The 25,324-nt window shown below is 71.0% G+C and carries 30 protein-coding genes and 1 riboswitch; of the genes, 16 read left to right on the top strand and 14 right to left on the bottom strand.

Annotated elements, in window-relative coordinates; genetic code table 11:
- Positions 1 to 25: 25 nt before the first annotated feature.
- Genes AB0C82_RS26695 through AB0C82_RS26685 form a run of 3 tightly spaced genes read left to right on the top strand, consistent with a single transcriptional unit; the run spans position 26 to position 1,725 of the window.
- Entirely contained in the window at positions 26 to 607 is a 582-nt protein-coding gene (locus AB0C82_RS26695) for an XRE family transcriptional regulator (RefSeq protein WP_362846498.1), read from the top strand.
- 52 nt (positions 608 to 659) lie between these two features.
- A complete protein-coding gene (locus AB0C82_RS26690; RefSeq protein WP_362846496.1) occupies positions 660 to 1,205 on the top strand; it encodes a GNAT family N-acetyltransferase in 546 nt (181 codons plus the stop codon).
- 34 nt (positions 1,206 to 1,239) lie between these two features.
- Positions 1,240 to 1,725, top strand: a complete 486-nt coding sequence (locus tag AB0C82_RS26685; RefSeq protein ID WP_362846494.1) for a glutathione peroxidase — start codon at positions 1,240 to 1,242, stop codon at positions 1,723 to 1,725.
- Between the two features lie 82 nt (positions 1,726 to 1,807).
- On the opposite strand, the gene AB0C82_RS26680 is transcribed toward AB0C82_RS26685, so the two are convergent.
- Positions 1,808 to 3,037, bottom strand: coding sequence for an acyl-CoA dehydrogenase family protein (locus tag AB0C82_RS26680; RefSeq protein WP_362846492.1), 1,230 nt, complete (start codon positions 3,035 to 3,037; stop codon positions 1,808 to 1,810).
- 173 nt (positions 3,038 to 3,210) lie between these two features.
- Between AB0C82_RS26680 and AB0C82_RS26675 the strand changes: the two genes are divergently transcribed.
- Complete coding sequence (locus AB0C82_RS26675; protein ID WP_362846490.1) at positions 3,211 to 3,861, top strand: TetR family transcriptional regulator; 651 nt, start codon at positions 3,211 to 3,213, stop codon at positions 3,859 to 3,861.
- 8 nt (positions 3,862 to 3,869) lie between these two features.
- Here the strand turns inward: AB0C82_RS26675 and def are convergent, their stop codons facing one another.
- Complete coding sequence (gene def, locus AB0C82_RS26670; RefSeq protein WP_362846488.1) at positions 3,870 to 4,415, bottom strand: peptide deformylase; 546 nt, start codon at positions 4,413 to 4,415, stop codon at positions 3,870 to 3,872.
- A gap of 114 nt (positions 4,416 to 4,529) precedes the next feature.
- Between def and AB0C82_RS26665 the strand changes: the two genes are divergently transcribed.
- The 7 genes from AB0C82_RS26665 to AB0C82_RS26635 all read left to right on the top strand — a co-directional run bounded on the left by AB0C82_RS26665 (position 4,530) and on the right by AB0C82_RS26635 (position 11,006).
- Positions 4,530 to 5,768 carry a MurT ligase domain-containing protein gene (locus AB0C82_RS26665; RefSeq protein ID WP_362846486.1) on the top strand — a complete coding sequence of 413 codons (1,239 nt, stop codon included), beginning with the start codon at positions 4,530 to 4,532 and terminating at the stop codon, positions 5,766 to 5,768.
- Positions 5,769 to 5,802: 34 nt separating this feature from the next.
- Complete coding sequence (locus AB0C82_RS26660; protein ID WP_362846484.1) at positions 5,803 to 6,531, top strand: glutamine amidotransferase; 729 nt, start codon at positions 5,803 to 5,805, stop codon at positions 6,529 to 6,531.
- Between the two features lie 141 nt (positions 6,532 to 6,672).
- On the top strand, positions 6,673 to 7,698 hold the full coding sequence (locus tag AB0C82_RS26655) for a 6-phosphofructokinase (protein ID WP_362846482.1): 1,026 nt from the start codon (positions 6,673 to 6,675) through the stop codon (positions 7,696 to 7,698).
- A gap of 110 nt (positions 7,699 to 7,808) precedes the next feature.
- Positions 7,809 to 8,759 carry a cytochrome c oxidase assembly protein gene (locus tag AB0C82_RS26650; RefSeq protein ID WP_362846480.1) on the top strand — a complete coding sequence of 317 codons (951 nt, stop codon included), beginning with the start codon at positions 7,809 to 7,811 and terminating at the stop codon, positions 8,757 to 8,759.
- 66 nt (positions 8,760 to 8,825) lie between these two features.
- Complete coding sequence (locus tag AB0C82_RS26645; protein WP_362846478.1) at positions 8,826 to 8,984, top strand: hypothetical protein; 159 nt, start codon at positions 8,826 to 8,828, stop codon at positions 8,982 to 8,984.
- Positions 8,985 to 9,154: 170 nt separating this feature from the next.
- A complete protein-coding gene (locus AB0C82_RS26640) occupies positions 9,155 to 9,865 on the top strand; it encodes a lysophospholipid acyltransferase family protein (RefSeq protein ID WP_362846476.1) in 711 nt (236 codons plus the stop codon).
- Positions 9,866 to 9,962: 97 nt separating this feature from the next.
- A complete protein-coding gene (locus AB0C82_RS26635) occupies positions 9,963 to 11,006 on the top strand; it encodes an NAD-dependent epimerase/dehydratase family protein (RefSeq protein ID WP_362846474.1) in 1,044 nt (347 codons plus the stop codon).
- Positions 11,007 to 11,070: 64 nt separating this feature from the next.
- On the opposite strand, the gene AB0C82_RS26630 is transcribed toward AB0C82_RS26635, so the two are convergent.
- From AB0C82_RS26630 to AB0C82_RS26595, 8 genes are all read right to left on the bottom strand, one after another.
- Entirely contained in the window at positions 11,071 to 12,648 is a 1,578-nt protein-coding gene (locus AB0C82_RS26630; RefSeq protein ID WP_362846472.1) for an alpha/beta hydrolase, read from the bottom strand.
- Positions 12,649 to 12,810: 162 nt separating this feature from the next.
- Positions 12,811 to 13,581: an urease accessory protein UreD gene (locus tag AB0C82_RS26625; RefSeq protein WP_362846470.1), complete on the bottom strand. Its 771-nt coding sequence runs from the start codon at positions 13,579 to 13,581 to the stop codon at positions 12,811 to 12,813.
- Entirely contained in the window at positions 13,578 to 14,255 is a 678-nt protein-coding gene (gene ureG / locus AB0C82_RS26620) for an urease accessory protein UreG (protein WP_362846468.1), read from the bottom strand. Before ureG ends, AB0C82_RS26625 begins: the two co-directional genes overlap by 4 nt.
- 22 nt (positions 14,256 to 14,277) lie before the next feature.
- Positions 14,278 to 14,940: an urease accessory UreF family protein gene (locus tag AB0C82_RS26615; protein WP_362846466.1), complete on the bottom strand. Its 663-nt coding sequence runs from the start codon at positions 14,938 to 14,940 to the stop codon at positions 14,278 to 14,280.
- A gap of 90 nt (positions 14,941 to 15,030) precedes the next feature.
- Positions 15,031 to 16,752: an urease subunit alpha gene (locus AB0C82_RS26610; protein WP_362846464.1), complete on the bottom strand. Its 1,722-nt coding sequence runs from the start codon at positions 16,750 to 16,752 to the stop codon at positions 15,031 to 15,033.
- Complete coding sequence (locus AB0C82_RS26605) at positions 16,745 to 17,056, bottom strand: urease subunit beta (protein WP_362846462.1); 312 nt, start codon at positions 17,054 to 17,056, stop codon at positions 16,745 to 16,747. The genes AB0C82_RS26610 and AB0C82_RS26605 overlap by 8 nt, the downstream gene beginning before the upstream one ends.
- 15 nt (positions 17,057 to 17,071) lie before the next feature.
- Positions 17,072 to 17,374 (bottom strand): urease subunit gamma, encoded by a 303-nt coding sequence (locus AB0C82_RS26600; RefSeq protein WP_328908833.1) that lies wholly within the window; start codon positions 17,372 to 17,374, stop codon positions 17,072 to 17,074.
- A 137-nt stretch (positions 17,375 to 17,511) separates the two neighbouring features.
- Positions 17,512 to 18,132: a TetR/AcrR family transcriptional regulator gene (locus AB0C82_RS26595; protein ID WP_362846460.1), complete on the bottom strand. Its 621-nt coding sequence runs from the start codon at positions 18,130 to 18,132 to the stop codon at positions 17,512 to 17,514.
- 110 nt (positions 18,133 to 18,242) lie between these two features.
- On the opposite strand from AB0C82_RS26595, the gene AB0C82_RS26590 reads away from it, so the two are divergent.
- Positions 18,243 to 19,256, top strand: coding sequence for an ABC transporter permease (locus AB0C82_RS26590; RefSeq protein ID WP_362846458.1), 1,014 nt, complete (start codon positions 18,243 to 18,245; stop codon positions 19,254 to 19,256).
- 72 nt (positions 19,257 to 19,328) lie between these two features.
- Here AB0C82_RS26590 and AB0C82_RS26585 read toward each other — a convergent pair whose 3' ends face one another.
- Positions 19,329 to 19,613, bottom strand: coding sequence for a type II toxin-antitoxin system Phd/YefM family antitoxin (locus AB0C82_RS26585; protein WP_362846456.1), 285 nt, complete (start codon positions 19,611 to 19,613; stop codon positions 19,329 to 19,331).
- Positions 19,614 to 19,673: 60 nt separating this feature from the next.
- On the opposite strand from AB0C82_RS26585, the gene AB0C82_RS26580 reads away from it, so the two are divergent.
- The 3 genes from AB0C82_RS26580 to AB0C82_RS26570 all read left to right on the top strand — a co-directional run bounded on the left by AB0C82_RS26580 (position 19,674) and on the right by AB0C82_RS26570 (position 21,653).
- Entirely contained in the window at positions 19,674 to 20,309 is a 636-nt protein-coding gene (locus tag AB0C82_RS26580; protein ID WP_362846454.1) for an ATP-dependent Clp protease proteolytic subunit, read from the top strand.
- Positions 20,310 to 20,316: 7 nt separating this feature from the next.
- Positions 20,317 to 20,625 (top strand): hypothetical protein, encoded by a 309-nt coding sequence (locus AB0C82_RS26575; protein ID WP_362846452.1) that lies wholly within the window; start codon positions 20,317 to 20,319, stop codon positions 20,623 to 20,625.
- A 370-nt stretch (positions 20,626 to 20,995) separates the two neighbouring features.
- Positions 20,996 to 21,179: riboswitch (cyclic di-AMP (ydaO/yuaA leader) on the top strand.
- Positions 21,180 to 21,182: 3 nt separating this feature from the next.
- A complete protein-coding gene (locus tag AB0C82_RS26570; RefSeq protein WP_362846450.1) occupies positions 21,183 to 21,653 on the top strand; it encodes a C40 family peptidase in 471 nt (156 codons plus the stop codon).
- Positions 21,654 to 21,670: 17 nt separating this feature from the next.
- On the opposite strand, the gene AB0C82_RS26565 is transcribed toward AB0C82_RS26570, so the two are convergent.
- On the bottom strand, positions 21,671 to 22,312 hold the full coding sequence (locus AB0C82_RS26565; RefSeq protein WP_362846448.1) for a LysE family translocator: 642 nt from the start codon (positions 22,310 to 22,312) through the stop codon (positions 21,671 to 21,673).
- A 72-nt stretch (positions 22,313 to 22,384) separates the two neighbouring features.
- Here AB0C82_RS26565 and AB0C82_RS26560 point away from each other — a divergent pair, with 72 nt between their 5' ends.
- Positions 22,385 to 23,299 carry a LysR family transcriptional regulator gene (locus tag AB0C82_RS26560; protein ID WP_362846446.1) on the top strand — a complete coding sequence of 305 codons (915 nt, stop codon included), beginning with the start codon at positions 22,385 to 22,387 and terminating at the stop codon, positions 23,297 to 23,299.
- A 187-nt stretch (positions 23,300 to 23,486) separates the two neighbouring features.
- Here the strand turns inward: AB0C82_RS26560 and AB0C82_RS26555 are convergent, their stop codons facing one another.
- Both AB0C82_RS26555 and AB0C82_RS26550 read right to left on the bottom strand, forming a co-directional pair.
- Positions 23,487 to 23,918, bottom strand: coding sequence for an ATP-binding protein (locus tag AB0C82_RS26555; protein ID WP_362846444.1), 432 nt, complete (start codon positions 23,916 to 23,918; stop codon positions 23,487 to 23,489).
- A 201-nt stretch (positions 23,919 to 24,119) separates the two neighbouring features.
- Positions 24,120 to 25,280 (bottom strand): 8-amino-7-oxononanoate synthase, encoded by a 1,161-nt coding sequence (locus AB0C82_RS26550; protein WP_362846442.1) that lies wholly within the window; start codon positions 25,278 to 25,280, stop codon positions 24,120 to 24,122.
- Positions 25,281 to 25,324 lie beyond the last annotated feature (44 nt).

Genomic DNA, 25,324 nt, shown 5'->3' with positions numbered 1-25,324 from the left:
CCCCATCTGGGATATCCTCTCTCATATGAGAGAGCCAGAGGACCTGGAGCCCGGCTCCGTCGACGCCCGGCTGGCTGCCCGGCTGGGTGAGCTGCGCACCGGGCACGGGTGGTCGCTGGACGAGCTGTCCCGGCGGAGCGGGGTGAGCCGCTCGACGCTTTCGCGGCTGGAGCGCGGCGAGATGAGTCCGACCGCCGCACTGCTGGGACGGCTGTGCACGGTGTACGGCAGGACCATGTCGCGCCTGCTGATGGAGGTGGAGACGGAGCCTCCGCTGCTGATGCCCGCCGATCGGCAGCCCGTCTGGCGCGACGAGGGCTCCGGTTTCGTACGCCGTTCGGTCTCGCCGCCGCACGCCGGACTGCGCGGCGAGGTGATCGAGGGCAGGCTCGACGCGGGCTCAACCGTCTCGTACGAGGACCCGCCCGTCCCCGGCCTCGAACAGCATCTCTGGGTACTGGAAGGCACCTTGGAGATCACAGTGCACGGAAGCGTCCACACGGTGCGCACCGGCGACTGCCTGCGGTTCCGGCTGCACGGCCCCTCCCGCTTCCACTGCCCGGGACCGGAGCCGGTCCGCTACGCCCTCCTGATCGTCCTCCCCTGACCTCCCCCACCCGCCCCCGCCCCATCCACGCGCCGAGAAAGGCACCTGCGACATGACCGAGATCGTCCTCGTGAACGGCCCCGAACTGGTCACGTACGCCGACGAGCTGGCGGCCCTCCTGGTGGAGACCGTCAACGGGGGCTCCTCGGTGGGCTTCCTCGCTCCGCTCGACCGGGGCGAGGCAGCCGCCTGGTGGCGGCAGCGGGCGGCGTCCGTCGACGCGGGCCACCATCTGGTGTGGCTGGCCCGTGACGGGGAACGCGTGGTCGGCACCATCGGCCTGATCCGTCCGCCCCTGCCCAACGCCCGCCACCGCGCCGAAGTGGCGAAGCTGATGGTCCGGCCGTCGGCCCAGGGGCGGGGTCTGGGCCGACGGCTGCTCTCGGCGGCCGAGGAGATGGCCGCCACGTCCGGGCTGACGCTGCTGATCCTGGACACCGAGTCGGGCAGCCTTGCCGAAGACCTCTACCGCTCGTCGGGCTGGACGGAGTGCGGATCCGTTCCGGACTACGCGGCCGACCCGGCCGGTGAACTCAAGCCGACCACCTTCTACTACAAGACACTGGTCGACCCCGAGGCTCCCGGGGAAGCACAATGAAGAGCGACACCACGTGACCGAGGAGAGCAGCTCCATGACTGTGCACGACATCCCGCTCCACACGCTCACAGGCGAGCCCACCACGCTCGGCGCCTACCGGGGCCGGACGCTCCTGGTGGTGAACGTGGCCTCGAAGTGCGGGCTCACCCCGCAGTACGAGGGCCTGGAGCGGCTCCAGAAGCAGTACGGCGATCGCGGCTTCACCGTCCTCGGCGTTCCCTGCAACCAGTTCGCGGGCCAGGAGCCGGGCAGCGCCGAGGAGATCCAGAGCTTCTGCTCGGCCACGTACGGCGTCAGCTTCCCGCTGCTGGAGAAGCTCGACGTCAACGGCGACGGCCGCCACCCGCTGTACACGGAGCTGACGAAGCTCGCCGACGCCGACGGTTCCGCCGGTGACGTCCAGTGGAACTTCGAGAAGTTCCTGATCTCCCCGGCGGGCGAGCCGGTCGCCCGTATCCGCCCCCGCACCGAGCCGGAGGCCCCCGAGGTCATCGCGGCGATCGAGGCCCAGCTCGGCTAGGACCTCCCGTTCGGATCACGCCGGGCTCACGGGCCGCACGCACGGTGAACGCGTGCGGCCCGCCTCCCCGCCACTCACCGCGCTAGCGGATCGGCATACCCGAGAGCGTGCGGGCGATCACCAGGCGCTGGATCTCACTGGTGCCCTCGAAGATCGTGTAGATCGCGGCGTCCCGGTGCATCCGCTCCACGGGGTACTCACGGGTGTAGCCGTTGCCGCCCAGGATCTGGACGGCCTGCGCGGTGACCTTCTTGGCCGTCTCGCTCGCGTAGAGCTTCGACATGGAGCCCTCCGCCGAGGTGAACGGCTTGCCCGTGGTCGCCATCCAGGAGGCGCGCCAGACGAGCAGCCGGGCGGCGTCGATCTGCGTACGCATGTCGGCGAGCTGGAAGGCGATGCCCTGGTTGTCGATGATCGGGCGGCCGAACTGCGTCCGCGTCTTCGCGTAGTCGAGCGCGACCTCGTACGCCGCGCGGGCCGTACCGACGGCCATGGCGCCGACGGCGGGGCGTGAGGCCTCGAAGGTGGCCATCGCTGCGTTCTTGACGCGCTCGCCGCCACCGGACCTGACCCGCTCACGGGCCCGGGCCATGCGCTCGTCCAGCTTCTCCTTGCCGCCCAGCAGGCAGCTGCCCGGCACTCGTACGTCCTCCAGGACGACCTCGGCGGTGTGCGAGGCACGGATGCCGTGCTTCTTGAACTTCTGCCCCTGGGAGAGGCCCGCCGTGTCCGGCGGGACGATGAAGGAGGCGTGCCCCTTGGAGCCGAGCTCCGCGTCGACGACCGCGACGACGACGTGGACGTTGGCGATTCCGCCGTTGGTCGCCCAGGTCTTCGTCCCGTTGAGGACCCATTCGTCCTTGGCCTCGTCGTAGACCGCGCGGGTGCGCATCGCGCCCACGTCGGATCCCGCGTCCGGCTCGGACGAGCAGAAGGCGGCGACCTTCACGTCGTCCGGGTCGCCGTACATCTGCGGAATCCAGGTGCCGATCTGCTCCTCGGTACCGTTGGCGAGGACGCCCACGGCCGCCAGGCCCGTACCGACGATGGACAGGGCGATGCCCGCGTCGCCCCAGAAGAGCTCCTCCATGGCCATCGGGATGCCGAGGCCCGTGGGGTCGAAGAACTGCTGGGCGTAGAAGTCGAGGGAGTAGATGCCTACCTTGGCGGCCTCCTGGATGACGGGCCAGGGCGTCTCCTCACGCTCGTCCCACTCCGAGGCGGCCGGCCGGATGACGTCCGCCGCGAAGCCGTGGAGCCAGTCCCGGACCTGCTTCTGGTCGTCGTTGAGATCGAGCGTGAACTCGGCCATGTTCCCCTCCATGCACTGCCGTGATAAACGTACGTTACTTGCGGTAACTACAGTCTGTTACCGACAAGTAAGTACTGTCAACCACCGGGAGTCCGATCCGCTCCTTCGCGGAGCAGGGTGTTACGTTGCCCGGGCGTGAAGAAAAGGCATGGCCAGGGGTGGGGAGACACGACATGGAGACCGCACGACAGGCCGAGCGCCAGCGGAGCGCGGCCGAGCGCCGCCGCCGCGAACTGCTCGAAGCCGCGGACCGGGTGGTACTCAGGGACGGGCCCAAGGCGTCGATGAACGCGATCGCCGCCGAGGCCGGGATCACGAAGCCCATTCTCTACCGTCACTTCGGCGACAAGGGCGGTCTTTACCGCGCCCTCGCCAAACGTCACACCGATGCCTTGCTCAGCGCCCTGCGCGCGGCGCTCGACGCGCCCGCCGGACGCCGGGAGCGGGTCGAGTCGACGCTCGACACCTATCTCGCGGCGATCGAGGCCCGCCCCCAGGTCTACCGCTTCCTGATGCACCCCTCCGACGACGCAGCCCCCTCACCGGAGCAGGGCTTCGACGTCGGCCGGCACTCGGCCCCGCTGCTGCGCCGTCTCGGCGAGGAACTGGGCCTGGTGATCGCCGAGCGGGTCGACCTCGGTCCGGACAACGAGCTGATGGCCCGCATCTGGGGCCACGGCATCGTCGGCATGATGCACGCCGCGGGCGACTGGTGGCTGGGCGACCGTCCGTGCTCACGCGCCCAACTGGTGCACAGCCTCGCCGACCTGCTCTGGGGCAGGCTCGCCGAGGCGGGCGACCGGCCGGGAGGCCCCGGCTTCTGAAACCCCGCTCAGGCGGTCGGCCCCCACGGCGCCCGCCGGACCGCGCGCATCGCCCTGGCGCGACGCAGTCCGGTGAGCCGGTCCGTGTAGACGGCGCCTTCGAGGTGGTCGCACTCGTGCTGGAGGCACCGGGCGAACCAGCCGGTGCCGTCGATCCGCACCGGATTTCCGTCGAGGTCGACCCCTTCGACGACGGCGTGGTCGAAGCGCTCGGTGCCTGCCTCCAGGCCCGGAAGTGAAAGACACCCTTCCGGTCCGCGTACGGTAATGCCGTCCACCTCGATCAGTTTCGGGTTCACTACGTGTCCGAGGTGACGAAGATCATCGTCATCCGGGCAGTCGTATACGAACACCTTCAGCGGGACGCCGATCTGGTTGGCGGCGAGCCCGACACCCTGCGCCGCGTACATCGTGGCGAACATGTCCTCGACCAGTCGGGAGAGGGCCGGCCCGAAGTCGGTGACGTCCTCGCAGGGGCTGTGGAGGACAGGGTCGCCGAACAGACTCATGGCACGAATGAGTCCGGAACTGCCGGGGATCGGGCGGTTTCGCATGGCGGCAAGCGTACGTTCCGCCGCGGGCCGCGCCTTCCCGTGGTGCCGCGGTGCGGTCGTGGCACGGGACATCGATAGGCTGGGCGCGGACCGATGCAAGGAGGATCAAGGACGATGGCAGGCAACACGGAGCCGTTGTCGCCGCGGGCCAAGCTCGCCGTGACGGCGGGCAAGGCCGCGGCGGCGGTGTCGCGCGCTGCGGGGCGCGGCAGCGGATCGGTGATCGGCGGCCGGGTGGCGCTCAAGCTCGACCCCGACCTGCTGGGGCGGCTGGCGCAGCACCTGGACGTGATCCTCGTGTCGGCGACGAACGGCAAGACGACCACCACCAGGCTGATCGCCGAGGCACTCGGGGCCGCCGGCCCCGTCGTCTCGAACGCGCTCGGCGCCAACATGCCGGCGGGGATCACCTCCGCGCTGGCCGGTGGCTCCGACGCGAAGTACGGCGTGATCGAGGTCGACGAGAAGTACCTCGCCGGGGTCGCCCGCGACACGACGCCCAAGGTGATCGCGCTGCTCAACCTCTCGCGCGACCAGCTGGACCGCGCCGCGGAGACCCGGATGCTGGCCGAGAAGTGGCGTGAGGGCCTTTCCGGCTCGAAGGCCGTGATCGTGGCCAACGCCGACGACCCGCTGATCGTGTGGGCGGCGTCCTCCTCCCCCAACGTGGTGTGGGTGGCGGCCGGCCAGGCGTGGAAGGACGACGCCTGGTCCTGCCCCTCGTGCGGTGGTGTGATGCAGCGCCCCGGTGACGACTGGTTCTGTGGCGAGTGCGGTTTCCGCCGCCCTGCCCCCAGCTGGGCGCTGAACGGCGACTACGTCCTGGACCCGCACGGATCGGCCTGGCCGATCCATCTGCAGCTGCCCGGGCGCGCGAACAAGGCGAACGCCACCAGCTCGGCAGCGGTCGCCGCCGTCTTCGGTGTGCCGCCGCAGGTCGCCCTGGAGCGCATGTACCAGGTGCAGGCCGTGGCGGGCCGCTACGACGTCGTCACCTTCCTCGGCCGTGAGCTGCGGCTCCTGCTGGCGAAGAACCCGGCGGGCTGGCTCGAAACGTTTTCCCTGATCGATCCCCCGCCGACGCCGGTGATCCTCTCCGTCAACGCCCGTGGCGCGGACGGCACCGACACCTCGTGGCTCTGGGACGTCGACTACCCCCAGCTGCACGGCCACCCGATCTTCGTGCTCGGTGACCGCAAGCTGGACCTCGCGGTACGCCTTGAGGTGGCCGGTCTCGACTTCCGGGTCTGCGAGACCCTGGACGAGGCCGTCCAGCTGGCGCCGCCCGGCCGTATCGAGGTCATTGCCAACTACACCGCCTTCCAGGATCTGCGCCGTCGTGTCGGCAACTGACCCCGGCCCCGGCCCCCTCCGGAGAGGACGAAGCATGAGCAACAACAGCCTGCGGCTGGTGTGGGTCTACCCCGACCTCCTCAGCACCTACGGCGACCAGGGCAACGCCCTCGTGGTGGAGCGCAGGGCCCGGCAGCGCGGTCTCGACGTGCAGCGCGTCGACGTCCGCAGCGACCAGCCCGTGCCCACGTCCGGTGACATCTACCTGATCGGTGGCGGTGAGGACCGGCCGCAGCGGCTCGCCGCCGAGCGGCTGCGCCGCGACGGCGGGCTGAGCCGGGCGGCGTCGAACGGCGCGATCATCTTCTCGGTGTGCGCGGGCTACCAGATCCTCGGCCACGAGTTCATCAACGACCTCGGTGAGCGCGAGCCGGGTCTCGGTCTGCTCGACGTGGTGTCCACGCGGGGCGAGGGCGCGCGGTGCGTCGGCGACGTGCTCGCGGACATCGACCCGCACCTCGGTCTGCCGCCCCTGACCGGTTTCGAGAACCACCAGGGCATCACCCATCTCGGCCCCACGGCACGGCCGTTCGCCCGGGTCCAGTTCGGCCGGGGCAACGGCACGGGCGACGGCACCGAAGGCGCGTACAACGACACGGTGTTCGGCACGTACATGCACGGTCCGGTGATGGCACGCAATCCGCTGATCGCGGATCTGCTGCTGAAACTGGCCCTCGACGTGAACGCGCTGCCGCCCACGGACGACCGCTGGTACGAGGCGCTGCGCTCCGAGCGCATCGCCGCGGCGACGCAGCCCGCCTGAGGCCTTTTCGGCTCAACTGAGCGGAGTCCAGCAGGCGGACGCCGGGTTCGGTCCCGCCACCCTGCGCCGGTAGGGTGGCGGGGATCAAACCGGACGACGTGGTCCGGTCGTCGGCCCCACGTTGCAAAGGTTTCCCGGGCAATGCGAATTGGTGTGCTCACCTCCGGCGGCGACTGCCCCGGCCTCAATGCCGTCATCCGGTCCATCGTGCACCGCGCGGTGGTGGACCACGGTGACGAGGTCATCGGCTTCCACGACGGCTGGAGGGGCCTCCTCGAGTGCGACTACCGCAAGCTCGACCTCGACGCCGTCGGTGGCATCCTCGCCCGTGGCGGCACGATCCTCGGCTCCTCCCGGGTCCAGCCGGCCCATCTGCGTGACGGTGTCGAGCGGGCCAGGGGCCATGTCTCCGACCTCGGTCTCGACGCCATCATCCCGATCGGCGGCGAGGGCACGCTGAAGGCCGCCAATCTGCTCTCCGAGGCAGGTCTGCCGATCGTCGGCGTACCGAAGACGATCGACAACGACATCGCCTCCACCGATGTGACCTTCGGCTTCGACACCGCCGTCGGTGTCGCGACCGACGCTCTGGACCGGCTGAAGACCACGGCAGAATCGCACCAGCGGGTGCTGATCGTCGAGGTCATGGGCCGTCACACCGGCTGGATCGCCCTGCACTCGGGCATGGCCGCCGGCGCACACGCCATCGTCGTCCCGGAGCGCCCCTTCGACATCGACGAGCTCACCACGCTCGTCGGCCGGCGCTTCTCCGCCGGCAAGAAGTTCGCGATCGTCGTGGTCGCCGAGGGCGCGAAGCCGCGTGAGGGCTCCATGGAGTTCGCCCAGGGCACCAAGGACATCTACGGGCACGAGCGGTTCGCCGGGGTGGCGACGCAGCTCTCCATCGAGCTGGAGCACCGGCTCGGCAAGGAGGCCCGCCCGGTGATCCTCGGTCATGTGCAGCGCGGCGGTACCCCGACGGCGTACGACCGGGTCCTCGCGACGCGCTTCGGCTGGCACGCGGTGGAGGCCGCGCACCGCGGCGAGTTCGGCATGATGACGGCGCTGCGCGGCACGGACATCACGATGGTGCCGCTGGCCGCGGCCGTGGAGACCCTGAAGACGGTTCCCGCGGAGCGCTACGCCGAGGCCGAGTGCGTGCTCTGACCCGTTGGACTCCCTGAACTGCCCCCGGCCGCAGCTGCGGCCGGGGGCAGTTCTACTCTGTACCCGGACAAGCGGCACGAAACGGGGATGTCCCCAGCGGGAGTGAACAGATGGAGCACAGCGGGCACGGCATGAACATGGATCTGCCGCCGTTCACGCTGGGACGCGGGCTGGAGTTCTCCGCGGACCCGTTCTTCCTGGCCGGCTGCGTGCTCGCGCTCGTGCTCTACGCGTACGCCGTGCTGCGGCTGCGCAGGCGGGGGGACGGCTGGCCGGTCAACCGGATCGTCTTCTTCGTGATCGGCGTGCTCTCCATCGCCCTGGTGATGTGCACCAAGCTCAACGACTACGGCATGGTCATGTTCAGCGTGCACATGGTGCAGCACATGGTGATCAGCATGCTGTCGCCGATCCTGCTGCTGCTCGGGGCGCCGGTGACCCTGATGCTTCGGGCCCTGCCGGTCGCCGGCCGGGACCGGACCGGGCCGCGTGAGGTGCTCCTCATGCTCCTGCACAGCCGGTACATGAAGATCATCACGCACCCGGTGTTCACGATCCCGCTCTTCATCGCCAGCCTGTACGCGCTCTACTTCACCCCGCTCTTCGACTTCCTGATGAGCTCGAAGCCGGGTCACCTCGCGATGATGCTGCACTTCCTCGCCGTCGGCCTGGTGTTCTTCTGGCCGATCATGGGAATCGACCCGGGGCCGCACCGGCCGGGCTATCTCATGCGGATGCTGGAGCTCTTCGCCGGTATGCCGTTCCACGCGTTCTTCGGCATCGCGCTGATGATGGCGAGCGCCCCGATGGTGGAGACGTACAAGAGCCCCCCTGCCTCGCTGGGCATCGACCCGCTCAGTGACCAGAATTGGGCGGGTGGTATCGCCTGGGCGTTCAGCGAGATCCCCTCGGTGCTGGTGCTGATCGCGCTGGTCTTCCAGTGGTACCGCTCCGACCAGCGGATCGCGAAGCGCTCGGACCGGGCGGCCGACCGGGACGGCGACAAGGAGCTGGCCGCCTACAACGCGTACCTGGCCTCTTTGCAGGCGCGCGGACAGTAGCGCGGAGCGCCCCCACGGGGTGACCATGGGCTCAACGGCCGCGCGGCCGGTGAGGAGCGTGCGCGCATGTCCGGATCCGTGAAGACCATGGGAGTGCTCACCCTCGGGACGCTGGTCGCCGTGACGGCGTACACGGTGGCGCTGGGGAGCAACGGCTGGCTGTGGTTCGGCTGGGTGGTGCTGGGCCTGGCGACGCTGGGCATGGCGGCCACGCAGGAGAACTGATCCGCTCCACGGAGCGGCGCACCACCGGTCGAGGTCCGCAACCGGCGTGGTGACCCGTCAGTACGGCCTCGCGCTTGCGAGGGGCGCCCTAGACTGACGGTTTGCCCGCACCACCGATGACCTGGCACGACACAGCCCTGAGCCGACCGGCAGAGCGAGGTGCACCCTCCGTGTTCTATTACGTCCTGAAATACGTTGTGCTGGGACCGCTCCTGCGGTTGTTGTTCCGGCCACGCATCGAGGGACTGGAGCACATTCCCGCCGAAGGGGCGGCGATCGTCGCCGGCAATCACCTGTCGTTCTCCGACCACTTCCTGATGCCCGCGATCATCAAGCGGCGCATCACCTTTCTGGCGAAGGCCGAGTACTTCACAGGCCCCGGTCTCAAGGGCCGGCTGACCGCCGCCTTCTTCCGCAGCGCGGGGCAGATTCCGGTGGACCGCTCGGGCAAGGACGCGGGACAGGCGGCGATCCGCGAAGGGCTCGGTGTACTGGCCAAGGGTGAGCTCCTGGGGATCTACCCGGAGGGCACCCGGTCGCACGACGGGCGGCTGTACAAGGGCAAGGTCGGCGTCGCGGTGATGGCGATCAGGGCGGGCGTGCCGGTGGTTCCGTGCGCGATGGTCGGCACCTTCGAGATTCAGCCGCCCGGCAAGGTCGTCCCGCGGATCAAGCAGGTCACGATCCGTTTCGGTGAGCCCCTCGACTTCTCCAGGTACGCCGGTCTGGAGGACCGGAAGGCGGCGATCAGGGCCGTGACGGACGAGATCATGTACGCGATCCTCGGCCTGTCCGGCCAGGAGTACGTCGACGAGTACGCGGCCAAGGTGAAGGCCGCGGAGTCGGACCAGCCGAAGAAGTTCCCCCGGCTGCGGCGCTGACCGCGCGTTCCACGGATCGGCGGACCCGCGAGTCCGCGCATCTGCGCTCAGCGAAGGTTCCTGGTCCGTCGGCGGTCCCCGCCCTAGCGTCTCCCCCATGAGCAGAGGACACGCATACGTACTGGGAGCGACGGGCCAGATCGGCCGGGCGGCCGTCACGGCGCTCGTCGAGGACGGCTGGGAGGTGACGGCCGCCTCGCACAGCGGTACACGGGACGCCACCTGGACCGAGGGGGTGCGCAGCGTGCGCCTCGACCGGGACGAGCACGGGGCGCTCGCGGCGGCCCTGGGCGAGGGCTGTGACGTCCTGGTCGACATGGTCGCGTACGACGGGGCGCACGCCCGGCAGCTGACCGGCCTCGCGGACCGGATCGGTTCGGCGGTGGTGATCTCCAGCGGGGCGGTGTACGAGGACGAGCGGGGCCGCAGCTTCGACACCCAGGACCGCCCCGACGGGGGCCCGCAGTACCCACTGCCGATTCCGGAGTCCCTGGCCACCGTGGCTCCGGGGGACGATACGTATGCGACGCGCAAGATCCGCCTGGAGCGGGACCTGCTGGCCGCTCCTTCACTTCCGGTCACCCTGTTGCGGGCGGGGGCCGTGCACGGGCCGTACTGCCGCACCCCGCGCGAGCTGTACTTCGTCAAGCGCGCCGTCGACGGCCGCACGCGCCGGGTGCTGGCCTACGGGGGATCGAGCCGCTTCCATCCCGTCCATGTGTCGAACGTCGCGGAGCTGATCCGGCTGGCGGCCCTGCGGCCCGGCAGCCGTGTGCTCAACGCGGCGGATCCCCAGGCTCCGACGGTCGCCGAGATCGGTGCGGCCGTGGACGAGGTGCTGGGCAGGGAGACGGAGACCGTGCTGCTGGCGGGCGCACCGGCCCCGGGCCGGGTCGGGGAGACCCCGTGGAGCGCGGCGCACGACATCGTGTACGACATGACGGCGGCGGAGCGCGAGCTCGGCTACCGGCCGGTGACCGGTTACGCGGAGTCCCTGCCGGAGACGGTGGCCTGGCTGGCGGGGCAGCTCGACGGCCGGGACTGGGTGGACGCCTTCCCGAAGATGGCGCGGAACTACGGCGACATCTTCGACTACGCGGCGGAGGACGCCTGGCTGAAGGAGTACGACAGGGGCGCGTGAGCCCCTGGGGCGGGGTGAGGGGCGGCCGGACAGATGCCCGGCCGCCCCCGGTTCCCGGTGCTGCTTACGGCTTCGGTGTGGCGTGCGGTGCGCACGTCACGTCGTGCCGGTCGGTCTCCCCGGTGAGCAGGTAGGTGTCCACCCGCTCGTTGACGCAGGGGTTGAGCAGGCCCGTGACGCCGTGCGAACCGGCGTCCTTCTCGGTGATGAGACGCGAGCCCTTGAAGCGCTTGTGCAGCTCGACAGCGCCCTCGTACGGAGTGGCGGCGTCACGCGTGGCCTGCACGATCAGCACGGTCGGCAGGCCCTTGCCCGTCCTGACCTCGAGCGGCGTCTGCTGCTTGGCGGACCAGGTCGAGCACGGGAGGTTCATCCAGGCGTTGGCCCAGGTCATGAACGGGTAGTCCTTGTGCAGCCGGGTGTTGTCCCGGTCCCACCGCTGCCAGTTCGTGGGCCACTTGGCGTCCGCGCACTCGACCGCCGTGTACACGGCGTTGCCGTTCTCCGCGGACGCGTTGCCCGCGAGGTCCGACATGTCGGGGCCCGCGGCGTCGATGAGTGCCTGGGTGTCGCCGCCCCGGTAGGCGCTCCAGACCCGGGCGACGGGCGCCCAGCTGGAGTCGTAGTACGGGGCGCTCTGGAAGAAGCCGATGAGCTCGGCGGGGCCTACGACTCCACCGATCGGGTCCTTCTTGGCGGCGGCGCGCAGTTCGAGCCACGCCTCCTCGACCTTCTCGGGAGTGTCTCCGATGTGGAAGGTGGCGTCGTTCTTGGCGACCCACGCCTTCCAGTCGTTCCAGCGCATCTGGAAGGCGATGTCCTGGTTGAGGTTGGCCTCGTACCAGATGCTGTCCTTCGACGGGTTGACCACGCTGTCGACGACCATGCGGCGCACATGGGTCGGGAAGAGCGTGCCGTAGACCGCGCCCAGGTACGTGCCGTAGGAGACGCCCAGGAAGTTGAGCTTCTTCTCACCGAGCGCGGCGCGGATGACGTCCAGGTCGCGCGCGGTGTTGGGCGTGGTCATGTGCGGCAGCATGTCGCCGCTGCGCTCGGCACAGCCGTCCGCGTACTCGGCGGCCAGCTTGCGCTGTGCACGCTTGTCGGCCTCGTTGTCCGGGACCGGGTCGGCCTTGGGAGCCTTGACGAACTCCTGCGGGTCGATGCAGGAGATCGGCGCCGAGTGGCCGACGCCGCGCGGATCGAAGCCGACGAAGTCGTAGGCCTTCGAGGTCTTCACCCAGAGCGGGTTCTTCGTGACGACCCTGTTCGGGAACCGGAGGCCCGAACCGCCGGGGCCACCCGGGTTGTAGACGAGGGCGCCCTGGCGCTCCGCCGCTGTGCCGGTGCTGACGGCCCGGTCCACGGCCAGCTTGATCTTCTTGCCGTTCGGCTTGGCGTAGTCGAGCGGGACGGTCACCCAGCCGCACTGGATGGGCTTGGAGAGCGCCCAGTCCGCGGGGCAGTCCTGCCAGTCGATACCGGCCTGCGCGGCCCGTGCTGCGGCGAGTTCGACACCGTACGCCTCGGAGCCGCCGTGGTGACGCCCGTCGGCGCTGGCCGCCGGTGCGGCGATCGCGCCCGCTATGAGCGTGCCCGCGATCAGTGTGCCGGCCGAACCGAGCACTGCTGTGCGTCTCAAGTGGAACCTCCCCCATATCCGATGCGCCGCGTGGTGGCGGCGCGTTTCATCGGGACTTCCGGCAGATCCTTTCGCCTGAGGGGTTCCTGACAACAGGGCGTACGGGTGTTTCTTTACCGAACCAATAACCGGTGACCCCGGTCCCGCTGAGCGGACTCCCCCTCAGTCGAGGCTCTTCAGCTCGTGCAGTGCCTCGTCCAGCACCCGGCGGAGCAGCCGTGCGTCGTCGGCGACGGCGGTCACCAGCACGGCGGGTCCTGCCAGCCGGGTGAGTACGGCGGACGGGGACAGCAGCCGGGTTTCCGGGCAGGTGTCCCCCTCGTAGTCCGGGTCCACCACGAGGAGTTGCCCGACGGCGCGGTGGCCGCCGAGTACCGCCCCGCCGTCCCAGCCGCCGGGCGCGCCCGGTCCGTAAGCGAGTTGCTGGTCCAGCAGCGGCCGGCCGGCCCGGCGCACGGTGAGCCGGGTGGTGAGCGTGCCGGTCGGCTCGCCGTGCCGGCCGAGGATCTGTTCCTCGCGCAGCACCAGGCGTGCGGACGCGGCGAGTTCGACCCGGGTGGTCATGCGCAGCTCGCTGCCGTACGCGGAGACGAGCTGTTCCGGGAGCCAGCGGAGCACCGCCCCCTCCCCCACGGCCAGGCGCACGTCGTACGTCGCCGGACCGGCCTCCGGCCCCGCTCCGGGCAGCGCGACGGTGGCGGCGGCCGAGTCGACGGTCAGCCGCGCGCCGTCCCCGACGTCCGCCGCGACCGCGAGCCGGTCACCGCCCAGGGGCGCGGTCATGGCACCGACGACGGTGACGCGGGCGTACGGGGCGCGTGGGGAGCGGGTGCGGCGCAGGGCGAGCGGTCCGCTGCTCTCCAGGACCGGCAGTACGGTGACGCCCCTGCGGTCGGTCACCGCGCTGATGCGGGCCGTGGCCTGGACGCTCATGCGGTCCAGGCGGCGAGCTGTGCGCGCACCCAGTCGGCGACGGGGGCGACGCCGTCGGCGGACTTCAGGGAGGTGAGGACGACGGGGAGTTCGCCACGCTGCTCGGCGGCGTCGCGGGCCATCCGGCCGAGGTCGGAGCCGACGTAGGGGGCTAGGTCGGTCTTGTTGATGACGAGGAGGTCGGCGGTGGTGACACCGGGGCCGCCCTTGCGGGGGATGTCGTCGCCGCCCGCCACGTCGATGACGAAGACCTGTGCGTCGACCAGCCCTCTGGAGAACGTGGCGGTGAGGTTGTCACCCCCGGACTCGACCAGGATCAGGTCGAGGGGGCCGACCGCGTCCTCCAGGTCCTCGACGGCTTCGAGGTTGGCGGAGATGTCGTCGCGGATCGCGGTGTGCGGGCAGGCTCCGGTCTCGACCGCCTGGATCCGCTCGGGCGGCAGGACGGCGTTGCGCAGCAGGAAGGCGGCGTCCTCGCGGGTGTAGATGTCGTTGGTGACGACGGCGATCGACAGCTGGTCGCGAAGGGCTCGGCAGAGGGCGGCGACGGTGGCGGTCTTGCCGGAGCCGACGGGGCCGCCGAGGCCGATGCGCAGGGCGCGCCGGGTGCCGTCGGGCCGTGCGGCGTCGGCGCTCACGGCGGCAGGACCGTCGTGGCTGTGGTCGAGGTGCATGGGGCGGCTCCTGAGGGTGCGGTTACGAGGCGAAGAGGCGGACCGGCCAGGCCGCGTGCGCTTCGGCGGCGATGTCGAGCAGCGGTGCCGAAGCGGCGGGCAGCGCGTCGAGGCCGATGCGGGCGGCGGTGGCGGCCTGTTCGGCGACCTGGTCGAGTTCGGGGGCGAGGCGGGCGAGGACGGCGGTGGCCTCGAAGGGGTCGAGGGAGAGCAGGCGGACGACCGCGGTGGCGGGCCCGCTGACGGTCTCGTACGCGACGCAGTGCGCGGCGTCCTCGGGCCCGAGTCCCGCGGCCCGTGCGGTGAGCCCGAGGACGACGGGCTGGTGTGCGCCGCGTGGCCGGGCGGCGGCGAGCGCGGCCAGTTCGGCACTGGGCCAGGTGGCCCGTGCCGCCCGCATCAGCTGACGGCCGAGCTTGCGCGCGACGGCCCGCAGGGCCGGTGAGGGTGTACGGGCGTCGGCGGCCTCGTCGAGGTCGAGCGGGTCGAGACCGTGTGCCGCCGCGGCGGCGAGTGCGGCGGAGGTGAGTCCGGTGGTGTGGAGCCGGCCCCGGCAGAATTCGGCGAGGTCGTCGGCGTTTCGGATGCGTCCTGCCTTGACGGCCGGTTCGGCGCCACCGGAGTGGGCGTGGCCACCGGCGGGGAACCGGCCGTCGGCGAGGACGAGCAGCGCTGCGCGCGTCATGGATGACTTTCGATGGGAGGAGCCGGGGCCGTCGGGGTCGTGGCTGTCAGATCGGCGCGGTCAGGGTCGGGGCCGCCAGGATCGGGGCCGTCAGAAGAGGAAGTAGCGCTGGGCCATGGGGAGTTCCGCGGCCGGCGCGGGGACGACTGGCTCTCCGTCGATCGTGACGGCGAAGCTGTCCGGATCGACCTGGACCCGGGGCAGTGCGTCGTTCTCACGCATGTCCGCCTTGGTGACGCCCCGGGTGCTGGTGATCGGCACGAACCGTTTGCCCAGACCCAGGCGTTCGGGCAGTCCGTCCTCGATGGCGGCGCCTGTGACGAAGTTGAACGAGTTGGCGGCGGGTGCGCGGCCGAGTGCGCCGAACATCGGCCGGGGCATGACGGGCTGCGGAGTGGGGATGGAGGCGTTCGCGTCGCCCATCTGCGCGTAGGCGATCTGCCCGCCCTTGATGACGGTCTGCGGCTTGACGCCGAAGAACGCCGGGTCCCAGAGGACGAGGTCGGCGAGTTTGCCGGTCTCGACGGAGCCGATCTCCCGGTCCAGGCCCTGGGCCACCGCGGGGTTGATGGTGTATTTGGCGACATAGCGACGGATGCGGCGGTTGTCGGCGCGACCGTCCCCGGGCAGGGCGCCCCGCCGCTTCTTCATCACGTGCGCGGTCTGCCAGGTGCGCATGATCACTTCACCGACGCGGCCCATCGCCTGCGCGTCGGAGGAGATGATCGAGATCGCGCCGAGGTCGTGGAGGATGTCCTCTGCCGCGATGGTCGAGGGCCTGATCCGCGACTCCGCGAAGGCCAGGTCCTCCGGCACGGCCGGATTGAGGTGGTGGCAGACCATCAGCATGTCGAGGTGTTCCTCGATGGTGTTGACGGTGTGCGGCCGGGTCGGGTTGGTGGAGCTCGGCAGGATGTACGGCTCCGAGACCACCGTGATGATGTCGGGAGCGTGCCCTCCACCCGCACCCTCGGTGTGGTACGCGTGGATCGAGCGTCCCGCGATGGCGGCGAGGGTGTCACCGACGAAGCCGGCCTCGTTGAGGGTGTCCGTGTGGATGGCGAGCTGGGCGCCGCTCTCCTCGCACACCTTGAGGCAGGCGTCGATGACGGCGGGCGTCGCGCCCCAGTCCTCGTGGATCTTGAAACCGAGTGCCCCACCACGGAGTTGGGCCCGCATCGCGTCGCCGGACATCGTGTTGCCCTTGCCCAGCAGGCCGATGTTGACCGGGTAGCCCTCCAGCGCCTCGAACATCCGGGCAAGGTGCCAGGCGCCGGGAGTGACGGTGGTGGCCTTGGTGCCCTCAGCCGGTCCTGTGCCGCCGCCGACCAGGGTGGTGACACCTGCGGACAGCGCCTGGTCGACGATGGTCGGCGAGATGAAGTGGACGTGGGCGTCCACGGCGCCCGCCGTGAGCACCTTGCCGTTGCCGGCGATGATCTCGGTCTCGGGGCCGATGACGAGAGCGGGGTGCACCCCGTCCATCGTGTCGGGGTTGCCCGCCTTGCCGATCCCGGCGATCCGGCCGTCCCGGATGCCGATGTCGGCCTTGACGATGCCCCAGTGGTCGATGATCACGGCGCCGGTGATCACGGTGTCCGGAGCGCCTTCGGCGCGGCTCGTGCGCGCCTGGCCCATCGACTCCCGGATCACCTTGCCGCCGCCGAACACCGCCTCGTCGCCGGCGAGTCCGGGCCCGCCGGAGCGGTCCTCCTCGATCTCGGCGAACAGGTCGGTGTCGGCGAGCCGGATGCGGTCGCCCGTGGTGGGGCCGAACAGGTCGGCGTAGACCGCGCGGTCGAGCTCAGGCATCGAGGGCACCTCCGGTTTCGCCGCGCAGGCCGTGCACGACGCGCAGGCCTGCGAGCGGGACGAGTTCGACGTCGACGGGAATGCCGGGCTCGAAGCGGACGGCGGTCCCGGCGGCGATGTTGAGGCGCCGGCCGCGCGCGGCGGCACGGTCGAAGTCCAGGCCGGGGTTGGCTTCGGCGAAGTGGTAGTGCGAGCCGACCTGGACGGGCCGGTCGGCGGCGTTGAGGACGGTGAGGCGGGTGACGGGCCGGCCCTCGTTGAGCGGCACGGCTCCGTCCGCGTACAGGATCTCTCCGGGAATCATCGCGGCGCTCCCCCGTCAGACGATCGGGTCGTGGACGGTGACGAGCTTCGTGCCGTCGGGGAAGGTGGCCTCGACCTGGACGTCGTGGATCATCTCCGGGATGCCCTCCATGACGTCGTCACGGGTGAGCAGCTTCCGTCCGGACGCCATGAGTTCGGAGACCGTGCGGCCGTCCCGTGCGCCCTCCAGCAGATGCGCCGTGATCAGGGCGACGGCCTCCGGGTGATTGAGCCGCAGCCCGCGCGCCCTCCGCTTCTCCGCCACATCGGCTGCCACATGGATGAGCAGGCGTTCCTGCTCGTGCGGGGTGAGTTGCACGCTTCCACCTCTTCGTCTTCCGCCCAGTACCTGCCCTGGACGCAGCCGGACCCTATCCACCTTCAACAGTCTGTTGATCATGAACGAGGGTCCTGCGGCGAGGTATTGCACGTTAGGGCGGAAGTTTTTCCGGCGCGTTAACTGGCCCTTTGCACATCCATGGACATCAGGCCTCGCAGGCCCTCCTCCAGGACCTCCGGCTTGATGTCACCGAACAGTGCCAGTTGGACGATGAAGCCCTGGGCCGTCGCGATCAGCGTGCGGGCCACACTGTCGGCGGGCAGATCGGCGGGGAACATGCCGTTCGCGCGGTACGCGTCGACGAGTTGGACCCAGGCCGCCCGGAGGGCGCCGTACGCCTCGCCCAACGTGCTGTCGAGCCGTTCGTTGCGAAGCGCCTCCGACCAGACCTGGACGACCAGACCCGCGAACGCCTGCGGGGCGAGGCCGAAGGGGCCACCGGAGAAGAGGGCGCCGGTGACCCGGCCGATGAGACGGTCGGGCGCCGGCGGAGGAGTGGTACGGGCGGCCTCCTCGAAGGCTGCGCGCACCCCGCCGATCGCCTCGCCCGCGATGGCGGCGATCAGGTCGTCCTTGCCGGTGAAATAGCGGTAGACGGCGCCTGCCGAGAGCCCGACCTCCTTGAGCACGTCCTGCATCGAGGTGCCGTGGAAGCCGTCACGGGCGAAGCAGCGGGCCGCACCTTGAAGGATCTGGCGGCGACGGGCGTCTAGGTGTTCCTGGGATACGCGAGCCATGCGGACAACTTAAAACGAACGTTCCTTCTTGACAAGGCGCGATTCCCGGCACGACAGTGGAGTAGCAAAAACGAACGATCCTTCTCTTTACGGTTCCGAGGGAGGCCCTCATGCCCCACACGCCCCTCACCGCCACCGAGCGCAACCGCCGCGCCGTGGCAGTGATCCTTCTCGTCCCCATGGTCATGGCCCTGGCCCTGTGGGCTTTCGCCTGGCCGGCCGCCCGGATCGCCCCGCGCGATCTGCCCGTGGGGATAGCCGGCGCCGCCCCCGCCGCCGATCAGCTCCAGGAGCGGATGGAACAGCGCGCCGGCGCCTTCGAGGTCCATCGGTACGAGGACGAGGCCGACGCCCGGGCGGCCATCGAGGACCGGGTCGTATACGGCGCCGTAGTCGCCACCCCCACCGGGCCCCGGCTGCTCACCGCTACCGCGGGTGGCCCTGTGGTGGCCCAGCTCCTGCGCGAGGCCGTGGCCGCGTCGGCCCCGCCCGGCACGGACATCCAGGTCACCGATGTGGTGAAGGCGCCTGCCGGCGATCCGCGAGGCAGCGCCCTCGGCGCGAGCGCCCTGCCGCTGGCCCTCGCCGGGGTCGCGGCAGGAGCCCTGGTGACCGTCCTGGGACTGCGCGGCCTCCGTGCCGCACTCGCCCTGACCGGCGCATCGGCGCTCGTGGGCCTCACCGCCGCGGCGCTGGCGCACAGCTGGCTCGGCGTACTCGCCGGCGACTGGTGGACCGAGGCCGGCGTGCTCGGGCTGACCGTTCTGGCCATCGGCTCGGCCGTAGCCGGTCTCGCCGCAGTCCTCGGACCGAAGGGCATCGGCCTCGGCGCACTGCTCATGGTCCTGCTCGGCAACTCGTTCTCCGGAGTCACCAGCGCACCTGACATGCTGCCCGAACCCGTCGGCGTGATCGGCCAGTGGCTGCCGCCGGGAGCGGGAGGATCACTGCTGCGGTCGGTCGCCTTCTTCGACGGGAGCGCGGCAGGCGGCCCGGCACTGACCCTCGCCCTGTGGGCGATCGCCGGGCTGACCGTCCTGACACTGGCCGGACGACGCGGCGGCGGCGGCAAGGACGAGCCGGCACCGGCCGTCGTCGCGCCCGAACCGGCGCTCACACGCTGACCCACCGAGCCGCCGTGCACCCCCGCCTTGACGGACGGGGGTGCACGGCTCTTTCGCGTGCCCGTGAAGTGGTCAGCCGCCGTGCTCGTCGTGGCGGCGGTGCTCCGCGGCGATACCGAAGCTGCGCCGTTCGCCCGGAGCGGACGTCGCGGAGTGTATCGAGGACACCGAGCGAATCACCTGCTCCTCCGCCGCGGTTTCCTCGTCCTCAAGTCGCCGCAGGTCAGCGGCGGATACGAGCGCGATGAGCGGCTTTCCGTGCCGCGTCACGACCACCCGTTCGCCGCCGTAGACGACGCGGTTGATCAGTTCGGCGAGCTCCGCCCGGGCTTGCGTCACCGGAATCTCGTAGGCCATAGTCCCCATCATAACCTTGTGTACGTCCTGTACATTTTTTACAAGGAGAGGGACCGAGCCATGATCCGCCCCGCCGCCCGTTACGTACTGCCGGAGTTCACCGAGCGCACCGCGACCGGGACCCGCACCCTCGACCCGTACTCGAAGCTCCTGTCCGAGCGGATCGTCTTCCTGGGAACGGCCGTGGACGACACCGCGACGACCGACCTCATCGCCCAGTTCATGTACCTGGAGCATGCGGAGCCCGACCGGCCGATCTCGCTGTACATCAACTCGCCCGGCGGAGCGTTCACCGCCATGGCCGCGATCTACGACACGATGCAGTACCTCACCTGCGAGGTGGAGACCTTCTGCCTCGGCCAGGCCGGCTCCTCCGCGGCCGTCCTGCTCGCGGCCGGCGCCCCGGGCCGGCGACATGCCCTGCCCGGCGCCCGGGTAGTCATCCAGCAGCCCTCCCTGCCCGAGCCGGTGCGGGGGCAGCCGTCCGATCTGGAGATCGAGGCACGGGAGTTGATGCGTGAGCGCGAGATGCTCACGCGGATGCTGGTCCGGCACACCGGCCGGTCCGTGGAGCAGGTCGGCGCCGACCTCGACCGGGACACCTTCCTCGACGCCGCGGCCGCCAAGGCGTACGGGGTGGTGGACCACGTCATGGAGAACCGCAGCCCGTCCCAGCCGCCGCACACCGCGAGGTGAACCGCCCATGCGCCCACCGGAGTTCCCGCCGCTCCCCGCACTGACCCGTGCCGAGGGGGAGTTCATCGACTGCTACCTGGAAGTGCTCGACCAGGTGGGCCGGATCAACCCGGCCCGCGGCAGTGACACCTACAGCGCCCTCCGGGCGGCGCAGGCACTGGCGTCCCGGGCGGCAGCGCTGCGGGACGCCCTCGCCTCCATGCACGAACGGGGCGAGACGCAGATCCACGCGGGCACCCTGGCGCGGGCGCTGCGGGTGCTCGACGGGGAACGCCGCGCCGCGCGCGTCACCGTGCCCCCCGTCGGCACGAGTTGATCAATCGCTGAGCCACCCGCCTTCCGGCCTCCTCCAGGACTTCCCGAGCGCCCTGCGGCGACACCGTGCGACACGCCCGGTGCCCAGACCGAATTGCCTCGCTCGTTCGGCGTAGGCCGTCACTCTCACGAGGGACGGCTCAACTTGCGCAACCTGCCTGGACTGTGAGCGGAATTCAGCGCTCCGCCGCTGGTACGAGGCCGGTCGGGCACTCCGTCACCCGTCTCGAATCCACCCTGTCCACCCGAATGGATCAGTCGTGACGAGCCTCACATAACACCGTTTCAGCTCGGAAAACAGGCACCGGGTGAGTCAAGATCCCTGGGACGACAAGCCCCCGCCACCGCGGCGGGGCGGTCCGGGCGGACGCCGAGTCCTGCCGCTGTCCGGATGACTGGTCGACAGGAGTGGATCGGCAGGAGTGGAGGACCCGAGCACAACGGGCCGACCGGGAAACCGGCCGTCCCTCGGGGTGAAGCCGCCGCGTGCGGCCGGGCAACTTCGCCAGCCCGAACCCGACAGGTCATCCTTCACAGGCGGCTGACGAAGGGTTGCGCATGTCTGCGCAGGTTCATGTCCCGTCACTTCTCGCCCGGGCCGGTACGGCCTCGGTCCTCACTCTCGCGATCGGCACCACCATGCTGGCCCCGGGCGTCGTGAACGACGCCGAGGCCGCGACCCACTCGACGAAGGCGCTCAGCATCGCCGCCTCGAAGAAGGGCTCGCCCTACAAGTACGGCGCCGCCGGCCCCCGCCGTTTCGACTGTTCGGGGCTCACGCTGTACGCGTTCAAGAGGGTGGGCAAGAAGCTCCCCCGCACGGCTCAGCAGCAGTACAACAAGACCCGGCACATCGCCTCGTCGCAGCGACAGCGCGGCGATCTGGTCTTCTTCCATTTCGGCCGGAGCGTCTACCACGTGGGCATCTACGCCGGCCACGGCCGGATCTGGCACTCCCCGAAGTCCGGGTCCGTCGTGCGCCTGGAGCGGATCTGGTCCAAGAGCGTCTGGTACGGGCGGGTGCGATGACCGGCGCCCCCGCTGCCTCAGTGCAGCAGGGGGCCGCCCACCAGCACGAGCCCGAGCGCGGTGAGCGCCGCGCCGCTGCCGCCCTCGATCGCCCTGGCGGTACGCGGCCGGCGCAGCCACCGGCCGAGCCGGTCCACGAGCAGGGCCACGGCCGGGAACCAGATCAGCGCCAGCAGCACCACGACCGCGGCGAGCAGCAGCGTCCTCGGCAGCGGCGGCTGCCCGTCCGGCACGAACTGGGGCAGCAGGCTGAGGAAGAGCACCGGCGCCTTGGGATTCAGGGCGTTGGTCAGGAAACCCTGCCGCAACGAGGGCCCGAGTGCTTCGGCCGCCCTTCCAGGTGCCGCGTCCGCGTCCGCCCCGGCCCCCGCCGGGGGCCGCCGCAGCGCGTACAGCGCGCTGAGTCCGAGGTAGAGCACGTACGCGCCGCCGAGCAGCTGGACGGTGCGGAAGAGCACGGGCATCGTCACCAGCACGGCGGCGAGGCCCGCCACGGCGAGCGCGGTGTGGACGAGCAACCCTGCGGCGACGCCCACCGCTGCGGCCACCCCGGCCCGGCGCGAGTCCAGGGCATTGCGTACGACCACGGTGAAGTCGGCACCCGGCAGCGCCACCATCGCGGCGGCCACCCCGGTGAAGGCCAGCAGTTGTGCATCCATGGGTACACCATGGACCGGACGGGCCTTTAGCATGTACTTGCAATCTCCTGGGTCTGCCAAAAGGAACGCTTAATGTACGACCCGACGCGCCTGTCGGCGCTGGTGGCGGTCGCCGAGTCCGGGTCGATCACGCGCGCCGCGGCCCGCCTCGGATACACGGCCCCGGCGCTCTCCCAGCAGCTGGCGAAACTGGAGCGGGAAGCGGGCGCGGAGCTGTTGGTGCGCCACCACCGCGGAGCACGGCTCACGGCGGCCGGGGAACTGCTGGCCGGCCGGGCCAGGCGGGTGCTGGACGAGATGGACCAGGCCCGGCACGAGCTGGCGAGGCTCGCCGGGCTGTCGGGCGGCCGGCTGCGCGTCGCCACCTTCACCACGGCCGGGATCCATCTGCTGCCTCCGGTGCTGAGCGCGTTCCGGCGCGCCCATCCGGACGTCGAGCTGACCGTCACCGACCTGGAGCCGCCCGACGGGGTCGCCGCCGTCGCCGCGGGGGAGGTCGATCTGGCGCTGACCCACGCGTACGAACCGGCGGTCGCCGATCCGCCACCCGCGGGGGTGGTCGTCGAGCCGCTGCTGGTCGAAGAGCTCGTGCTGGTCACCGCCGTCGGGCAGGTCCTCTCGGAGGGCACGGGGCGGCTGCCGGTCACCGAGCTCGCCGGCCGTCCCCTGATCAGCAGTGCGCCGACGCATCCGCCCCGGCGCGGGGTGGAGAGCGCCCTGGCCGAGGCGGGGGCGACCCCGGCCGTGGTCTGCGAGTCCCCCGGCTACGCACTGGTGTGTGCGCTGGTGAGCGCCGGCCTCGGCGCGGCCGTGGTGCCGGAGATGGTCGCCGCGATGTCTCCGACGCCACTCGCGGTGCGGCGGCTCGACCCCGCCGGTTTCCGGCGGACCATTTCGGTCGTTCATCGGGGCGACCGTGCGACGGCGGCGGCAGCGACCCTCACGGCTCTGCTGCGCAGCGGCTTCGGCCGCGCCGCACCGGCGTGACGACGACCGCTTCGGCCGGGCCGCGACGGAGGGGAACGGACCCCGTGCATCCGCGTCGTGACGACGCCCTTTTCGTCCGAGCCGCGACGGCGCGAGGACGGACCCGTGCGGGCGGGGCGCCACTGCGTCGCCCGGAACCCCTACGGACGTGCCGCCAGGGCGTGCTGACGGACCGTTTCGCCCGAGGTCAGCTCTGGACCGGTGCGGTCCAGGGAAGCGCGATCGAGACCGTCTTGCCCCCGTCGGCGGTGGGGCTGATCGTGAGCCGCCCGCCGCACTCCTTGGCCAGACAACGGATGATGACCATGCCGCGTCCGTTGTCCTGCTGAACAGCGGCGGGCAGCCGCCGCGGCCAGCGTGGGTGACTGTCCGTCACCCCCAGAAACAGCTCCTCGTCCCGGTCCAGCCGGAGGTCCACGGTGAAGGTGGGCGACTGGCCGAAGGTGTGCTGGACGGCGTTGGTGGCCAGTTCGGAGACGATCAGACGGATGCTGTCGGCGATGTCGGTGTCGTCCGGGAGGCCCCACTCGCCGAGTACCCGGGCCACGTACTTCCGCGCCGAGGAGACCGAGACCGGATCGCTCGGCAGAGTGACGGATGCTTCTTGCTGGTCTGCCATGGCGGCGCCGTCCCTTCCCGGCCCGGCCGATCCGAGATCGGCCGGGGTTGTGCTTCGCGCCAGATTGACACCGATGCTGCCCTCTGTAACGACCATGCACCAAGATATGTATATATCTGTCGCCCAAAGCGGTGAACTCTGCCACGGAAGACTGGATTTGGGCTGTACCCCGGAACCTGCGACGGCTGACCGCGTTGCGCCTCAGCCGGCCTGGGCCGACGCGCCTTCGGGAGCGGTCCTGAGGATCGTGGCCACGGCGCCCGAGATCTGTTCCGGCGTCAGGTCCGCGCGGGCGGTGAGCCGCAGCCGCGAGATCCCGTCCGGTACCGACGGCGGCCGGAAACAGCCGACCGCGATGCCCGCCGCGCGGCAGTCGGCCGCCCAGCGCACCGCCGTGTCCGCGGACGGTGCCCGCACGGCGACCACCGCCGCGTCGGGGCGTGCCACCGTGAGACCGGCCGCTGTCAGCTGTTCGTACAGGGCTGTGGCCACCCCACGGGCCTGCCCCGCCCTCTCCGGTTCACGCCGGAGCAGGCCCAGGGCAGCGAGCGCCCCTCCGGCGGCCGCCGGGGCGAGCCCGGTGTCGAAGATGAACGTGCGGGCGGTGTTGACCAGGTGCTCGATCACCCGGGCCGGCCCGAGGACCGCCCCGCCCTGGCTGCCCAGCGACTTGGACAGGGTGAGTGTGGCGACGATCCCCTCCCCGCCGGCGAGCCCCACGGCGGCGAGCGCGCCGCGCCCGCCCTCCCCGACTACGCCCAGCCCGTGCGCGTCGTCCACCAGCAGTGCGGCGCCGCCGGCCCGGCAGGCGTCGGCGAGCTCCGTCAGCGGCGCGGCGTCGCCGTCCACCGAGAAGACCGAGTCCGTCACGGCGAGGGCCCGCCCGTCGTGGGCGTGCAGCGCCTTGCGCACGGCGTCGGGATCCGCGTGCGGCACCACGGCCGTCGCCGCCCGGGAGAGCCGGCACCCGTCGACGATCGAGGCGTGGTTGCCCGCGTCCGAGACGATCAGGGAGCCGGGGCCCGAGAGCGCGGTGAGGGCGGCGAGGTTGGCCGCGTAACCGGAGGAGAACACCAGGGCCGCCTCGAAACCGCAGAAGGCGGCCAGTTCGCGTTCGAGCTCGGCGTGCAGGGCGGTGGACCCGGTGACGAGTCGCGAGCCGGTGGCACCGGCGCCCCACCGGCGTGCCGCGTCGGCGGCCGCGGTGGTGACCTCCGGGTGCCGGGTGAGGCCCAGATAGTCGTTGCTCGCGAGGTCCAGCAGTTCCGTTTCGGCGGATCGCGGCCGCAGCGTGCGGACGAGTCCGGCAGCGGTACGGCGGCGGGCCTCGTCGTCGATCCAGTCGAACGGGGCGAAGGACATGGCGTGGTCCCTTTTGTAGGCAGCTCACAGACCTTAGCCGCGAG

The sequence above is a fragment of the Streptomyces sp. NPDC048560 genome (genome assembly GCF_040650955.1).
Lineage (GTDB): Bacteria > Actinomycetota > Actinomycetes > Streptomycetales > Streptomycetaceae > Streptomyces.
The sequence above is the reverse complement of the archived record's forward strand: the minus strand, read 5'-3'. Positions and strand labels throughout refer to the sequence as shown.

What these genes read in the sequence shown, in the direction of transcription:
- AB0C82_RS26695 (WP_362846498.1), top strand. Translation starts at nt 26, where the DNA reads ATGAGAGAGCCAGAGGACCTGGAGCCCGGCTCCGTCGACGCCCGGCTG.
- AB0C82_RS26690 (WP_362846496.1), top strand. Translation starts at nt 660, where the DNA reads ATGACCGAGATCGTCCTCGTGAACGGCCCCGAACTGGTCACGTACGCC.
- AB0C82_RS26685 (WP_362846494.1), top strand. Translation starts at nt 1,240, where the DNA reads ATGACTGTGCACGACATCCCGCTCCACACGCTCACAGGCGAGCCCACC.
- AB0C82_RS26680 (WP_362846492.1), bottom strand. Translation starts at nt 3,037, where the DNA reads ATGGCCGAGTTCACGCTCGATCTCAACGACGACCAGAAGCAGGTCCGG.
- AB0C82_RS26675 (WP_362846490.1), top strand. Translation starts at nt 3,211, where the DNA reads ATGGAGACCGCACGACAGGCCGAGCGCCAGCGGAGCGCGGCCGAGCGC.
- def (WP_362846488.1), bottom strand. Translation starts at nt 4,415, where the DNA reads ATGCGAAACCGCCCGATCCCCGGCAGTTCCGGACTCATTCGTGCCATG.
- AB0C82_RS26665 (WP_362846486.1), top strand. Translation starts at nt 4,530, where the DNA reads ATGGCAGGCAACACGGAGCCGTTGTCGCCGCGGGCCAAGCTCGCCGTG.
- AB0C82_RS26660 (WP_362846484.1), top strand. Translation starts at nt 5,803, where the DNA reads ATGAGCAACAACAGCCTGCGGCTGGTGTGGGTCTACCCCGACCTCCTC.
- AB0C82_RS26655 (WP_362846482.1), top strand. Translation starts at nt 6,673, where the DNA reads ATGCGAATTGGTGTGCTCACCTCCGGCGGCGACTGCCCCGGCCTCAAT.
- AB0C82_RS26650 (WP_362846480.1), top strand. Translation starts at nt 7,809, where the DNA reads ATGGAGCACAGCGGGCACGGCATGAACATGGATCTGCCGCCGTTCACG.
- AB0C82_RS26645 (WP_362846478.1), top strand. Translation starts at nt 8,826, where the DNA reads ATGTCCGGATCCGTGAAGACCATGGGAGTGCTCACCCTCGGGACGCTG.
- AB0C82_RS26635 (WP_362846474.1), top strand. Translation starts at nt 9,963, where the DNA reads ATGAGCAGAGGACACGCATACGTACTGGGAGCGACGGGCCAGATCGGC.
- AB0C82_RS26625 (WP_362846470.1), bottom strand. Translation starts at nt 13,581, where the DNA reads ATGAGCGTCCAGGCCACGGCCCGCATCAGCGCGGTGACCGACCGCAGG.
- ureG (WP_362846468.1), bottom strand. Translation starts at nt 14,255, where the DNA reads ATGCACCTCGACCACAGCCACGACGGTCCTGCCGCCGTGAGCGCCGAC.
- AB0C82_RS26615 (WP_362846466.1), bottom strand. Translation starts at nt 14,940, where the DNA reads ATGACGCGCGCAGCGCTGCTCGTCCTCGCCGACGGCCGGTTCCCCGCC.
- AB0C82_RS26610 (WP_362846464.1), bottom strand. Translation starts at nt 16,752, where the DNA reads ATGCCTGAGCTCGACCGCGCGGTCTACGCCGACCTGTTCGGCCCCACC.
- AB0C82_RS26605 (WP_362846462.1), bottom strand. Translation starts at nt 17,056, where the DNA reads ATGATTCCCGGAGAGATCCTGTACGCGGACGGAGCCGTGCCGCTCAAC.
- AB0C82_RS26595 (WP_362846460.1), bottom strand. Translation starts at nt 18,132, where the DNA reads ATGGCTCGCGTATCCCAGGAACACCTAGACGCCCGTCGCCGCCAGATC.
- AB0C82_RS26590 (WP_362846458.1), top strand. Translation starts at nt 18,243, where the DNA reads ATGCCCCACACGCCCCTCACCGCCACCGAGCGCAACCGCCGCGCCGTG.
- AB0C82_RS26585 (WP_362846456.1), bottom strand. Translation starts at nt 19,613, where the DNA reads ATGGCCTACGAGATTCCGGTGACGCAAGCCCGGGCGGAGCTCGCCGAA.
- AB0C82_RS26580 (WP_362846454.1), top strand. Translation starts at nt 19,674, where the DNA reads ATGATCCGCCCCGCCGCCCGTTACGTACTGCCGGAGTTCACCGAGCGC.
- AB0C82_RS26575 (WP_362846452.1), top strand. Translation starts at nt 20,317, where the DNA reads ATGCGCCCACCGGAGTTCCCGCCGCTCCCCGCACTGACCCGTGCCGAG.
- AB0C82_RS26570 (WP_362846450.1), top strand. Translation starts at nt 21,183, where the DNA reads ATGTCTGCGCAGGTTCATGTCCCGTCACTTCTCGCCCGGGCCGGTACG.
- AB0C82_RS26565 (WP_362846448.1), bottom strand. Translation starts at nt 22,312, where the DNA reads ATGGATGCACAACTGCTGGCCTTCACCGGGGTGGCCGCCGCGATGGTG.
- AB0C82_RS26560 (WP_362846446.1), top strand. Translation starts at nt 22,385, where the DNA reads ATGTACGACCCGACGCGCCTGTCGGCGCTGGTGGCGGTCGCCGAGTCC.
- AB0C82_RS26555 (WP_362846444.1), bottom strand. Translation starts at nt 23,918, where the DNA reads ATGGCAGACCAGCAAGAAGCATCCGTCACTCTGCCGAGCGATCCGGTC.
- AB0C82_RS26550 (WP_362846442.1), bottom strand. Translation starts at nt 25,280, where the DNA reads ATGTCCTTCGCCCCGTTCGACTGGATCGACGACGAGGCCCGCCGCCGT.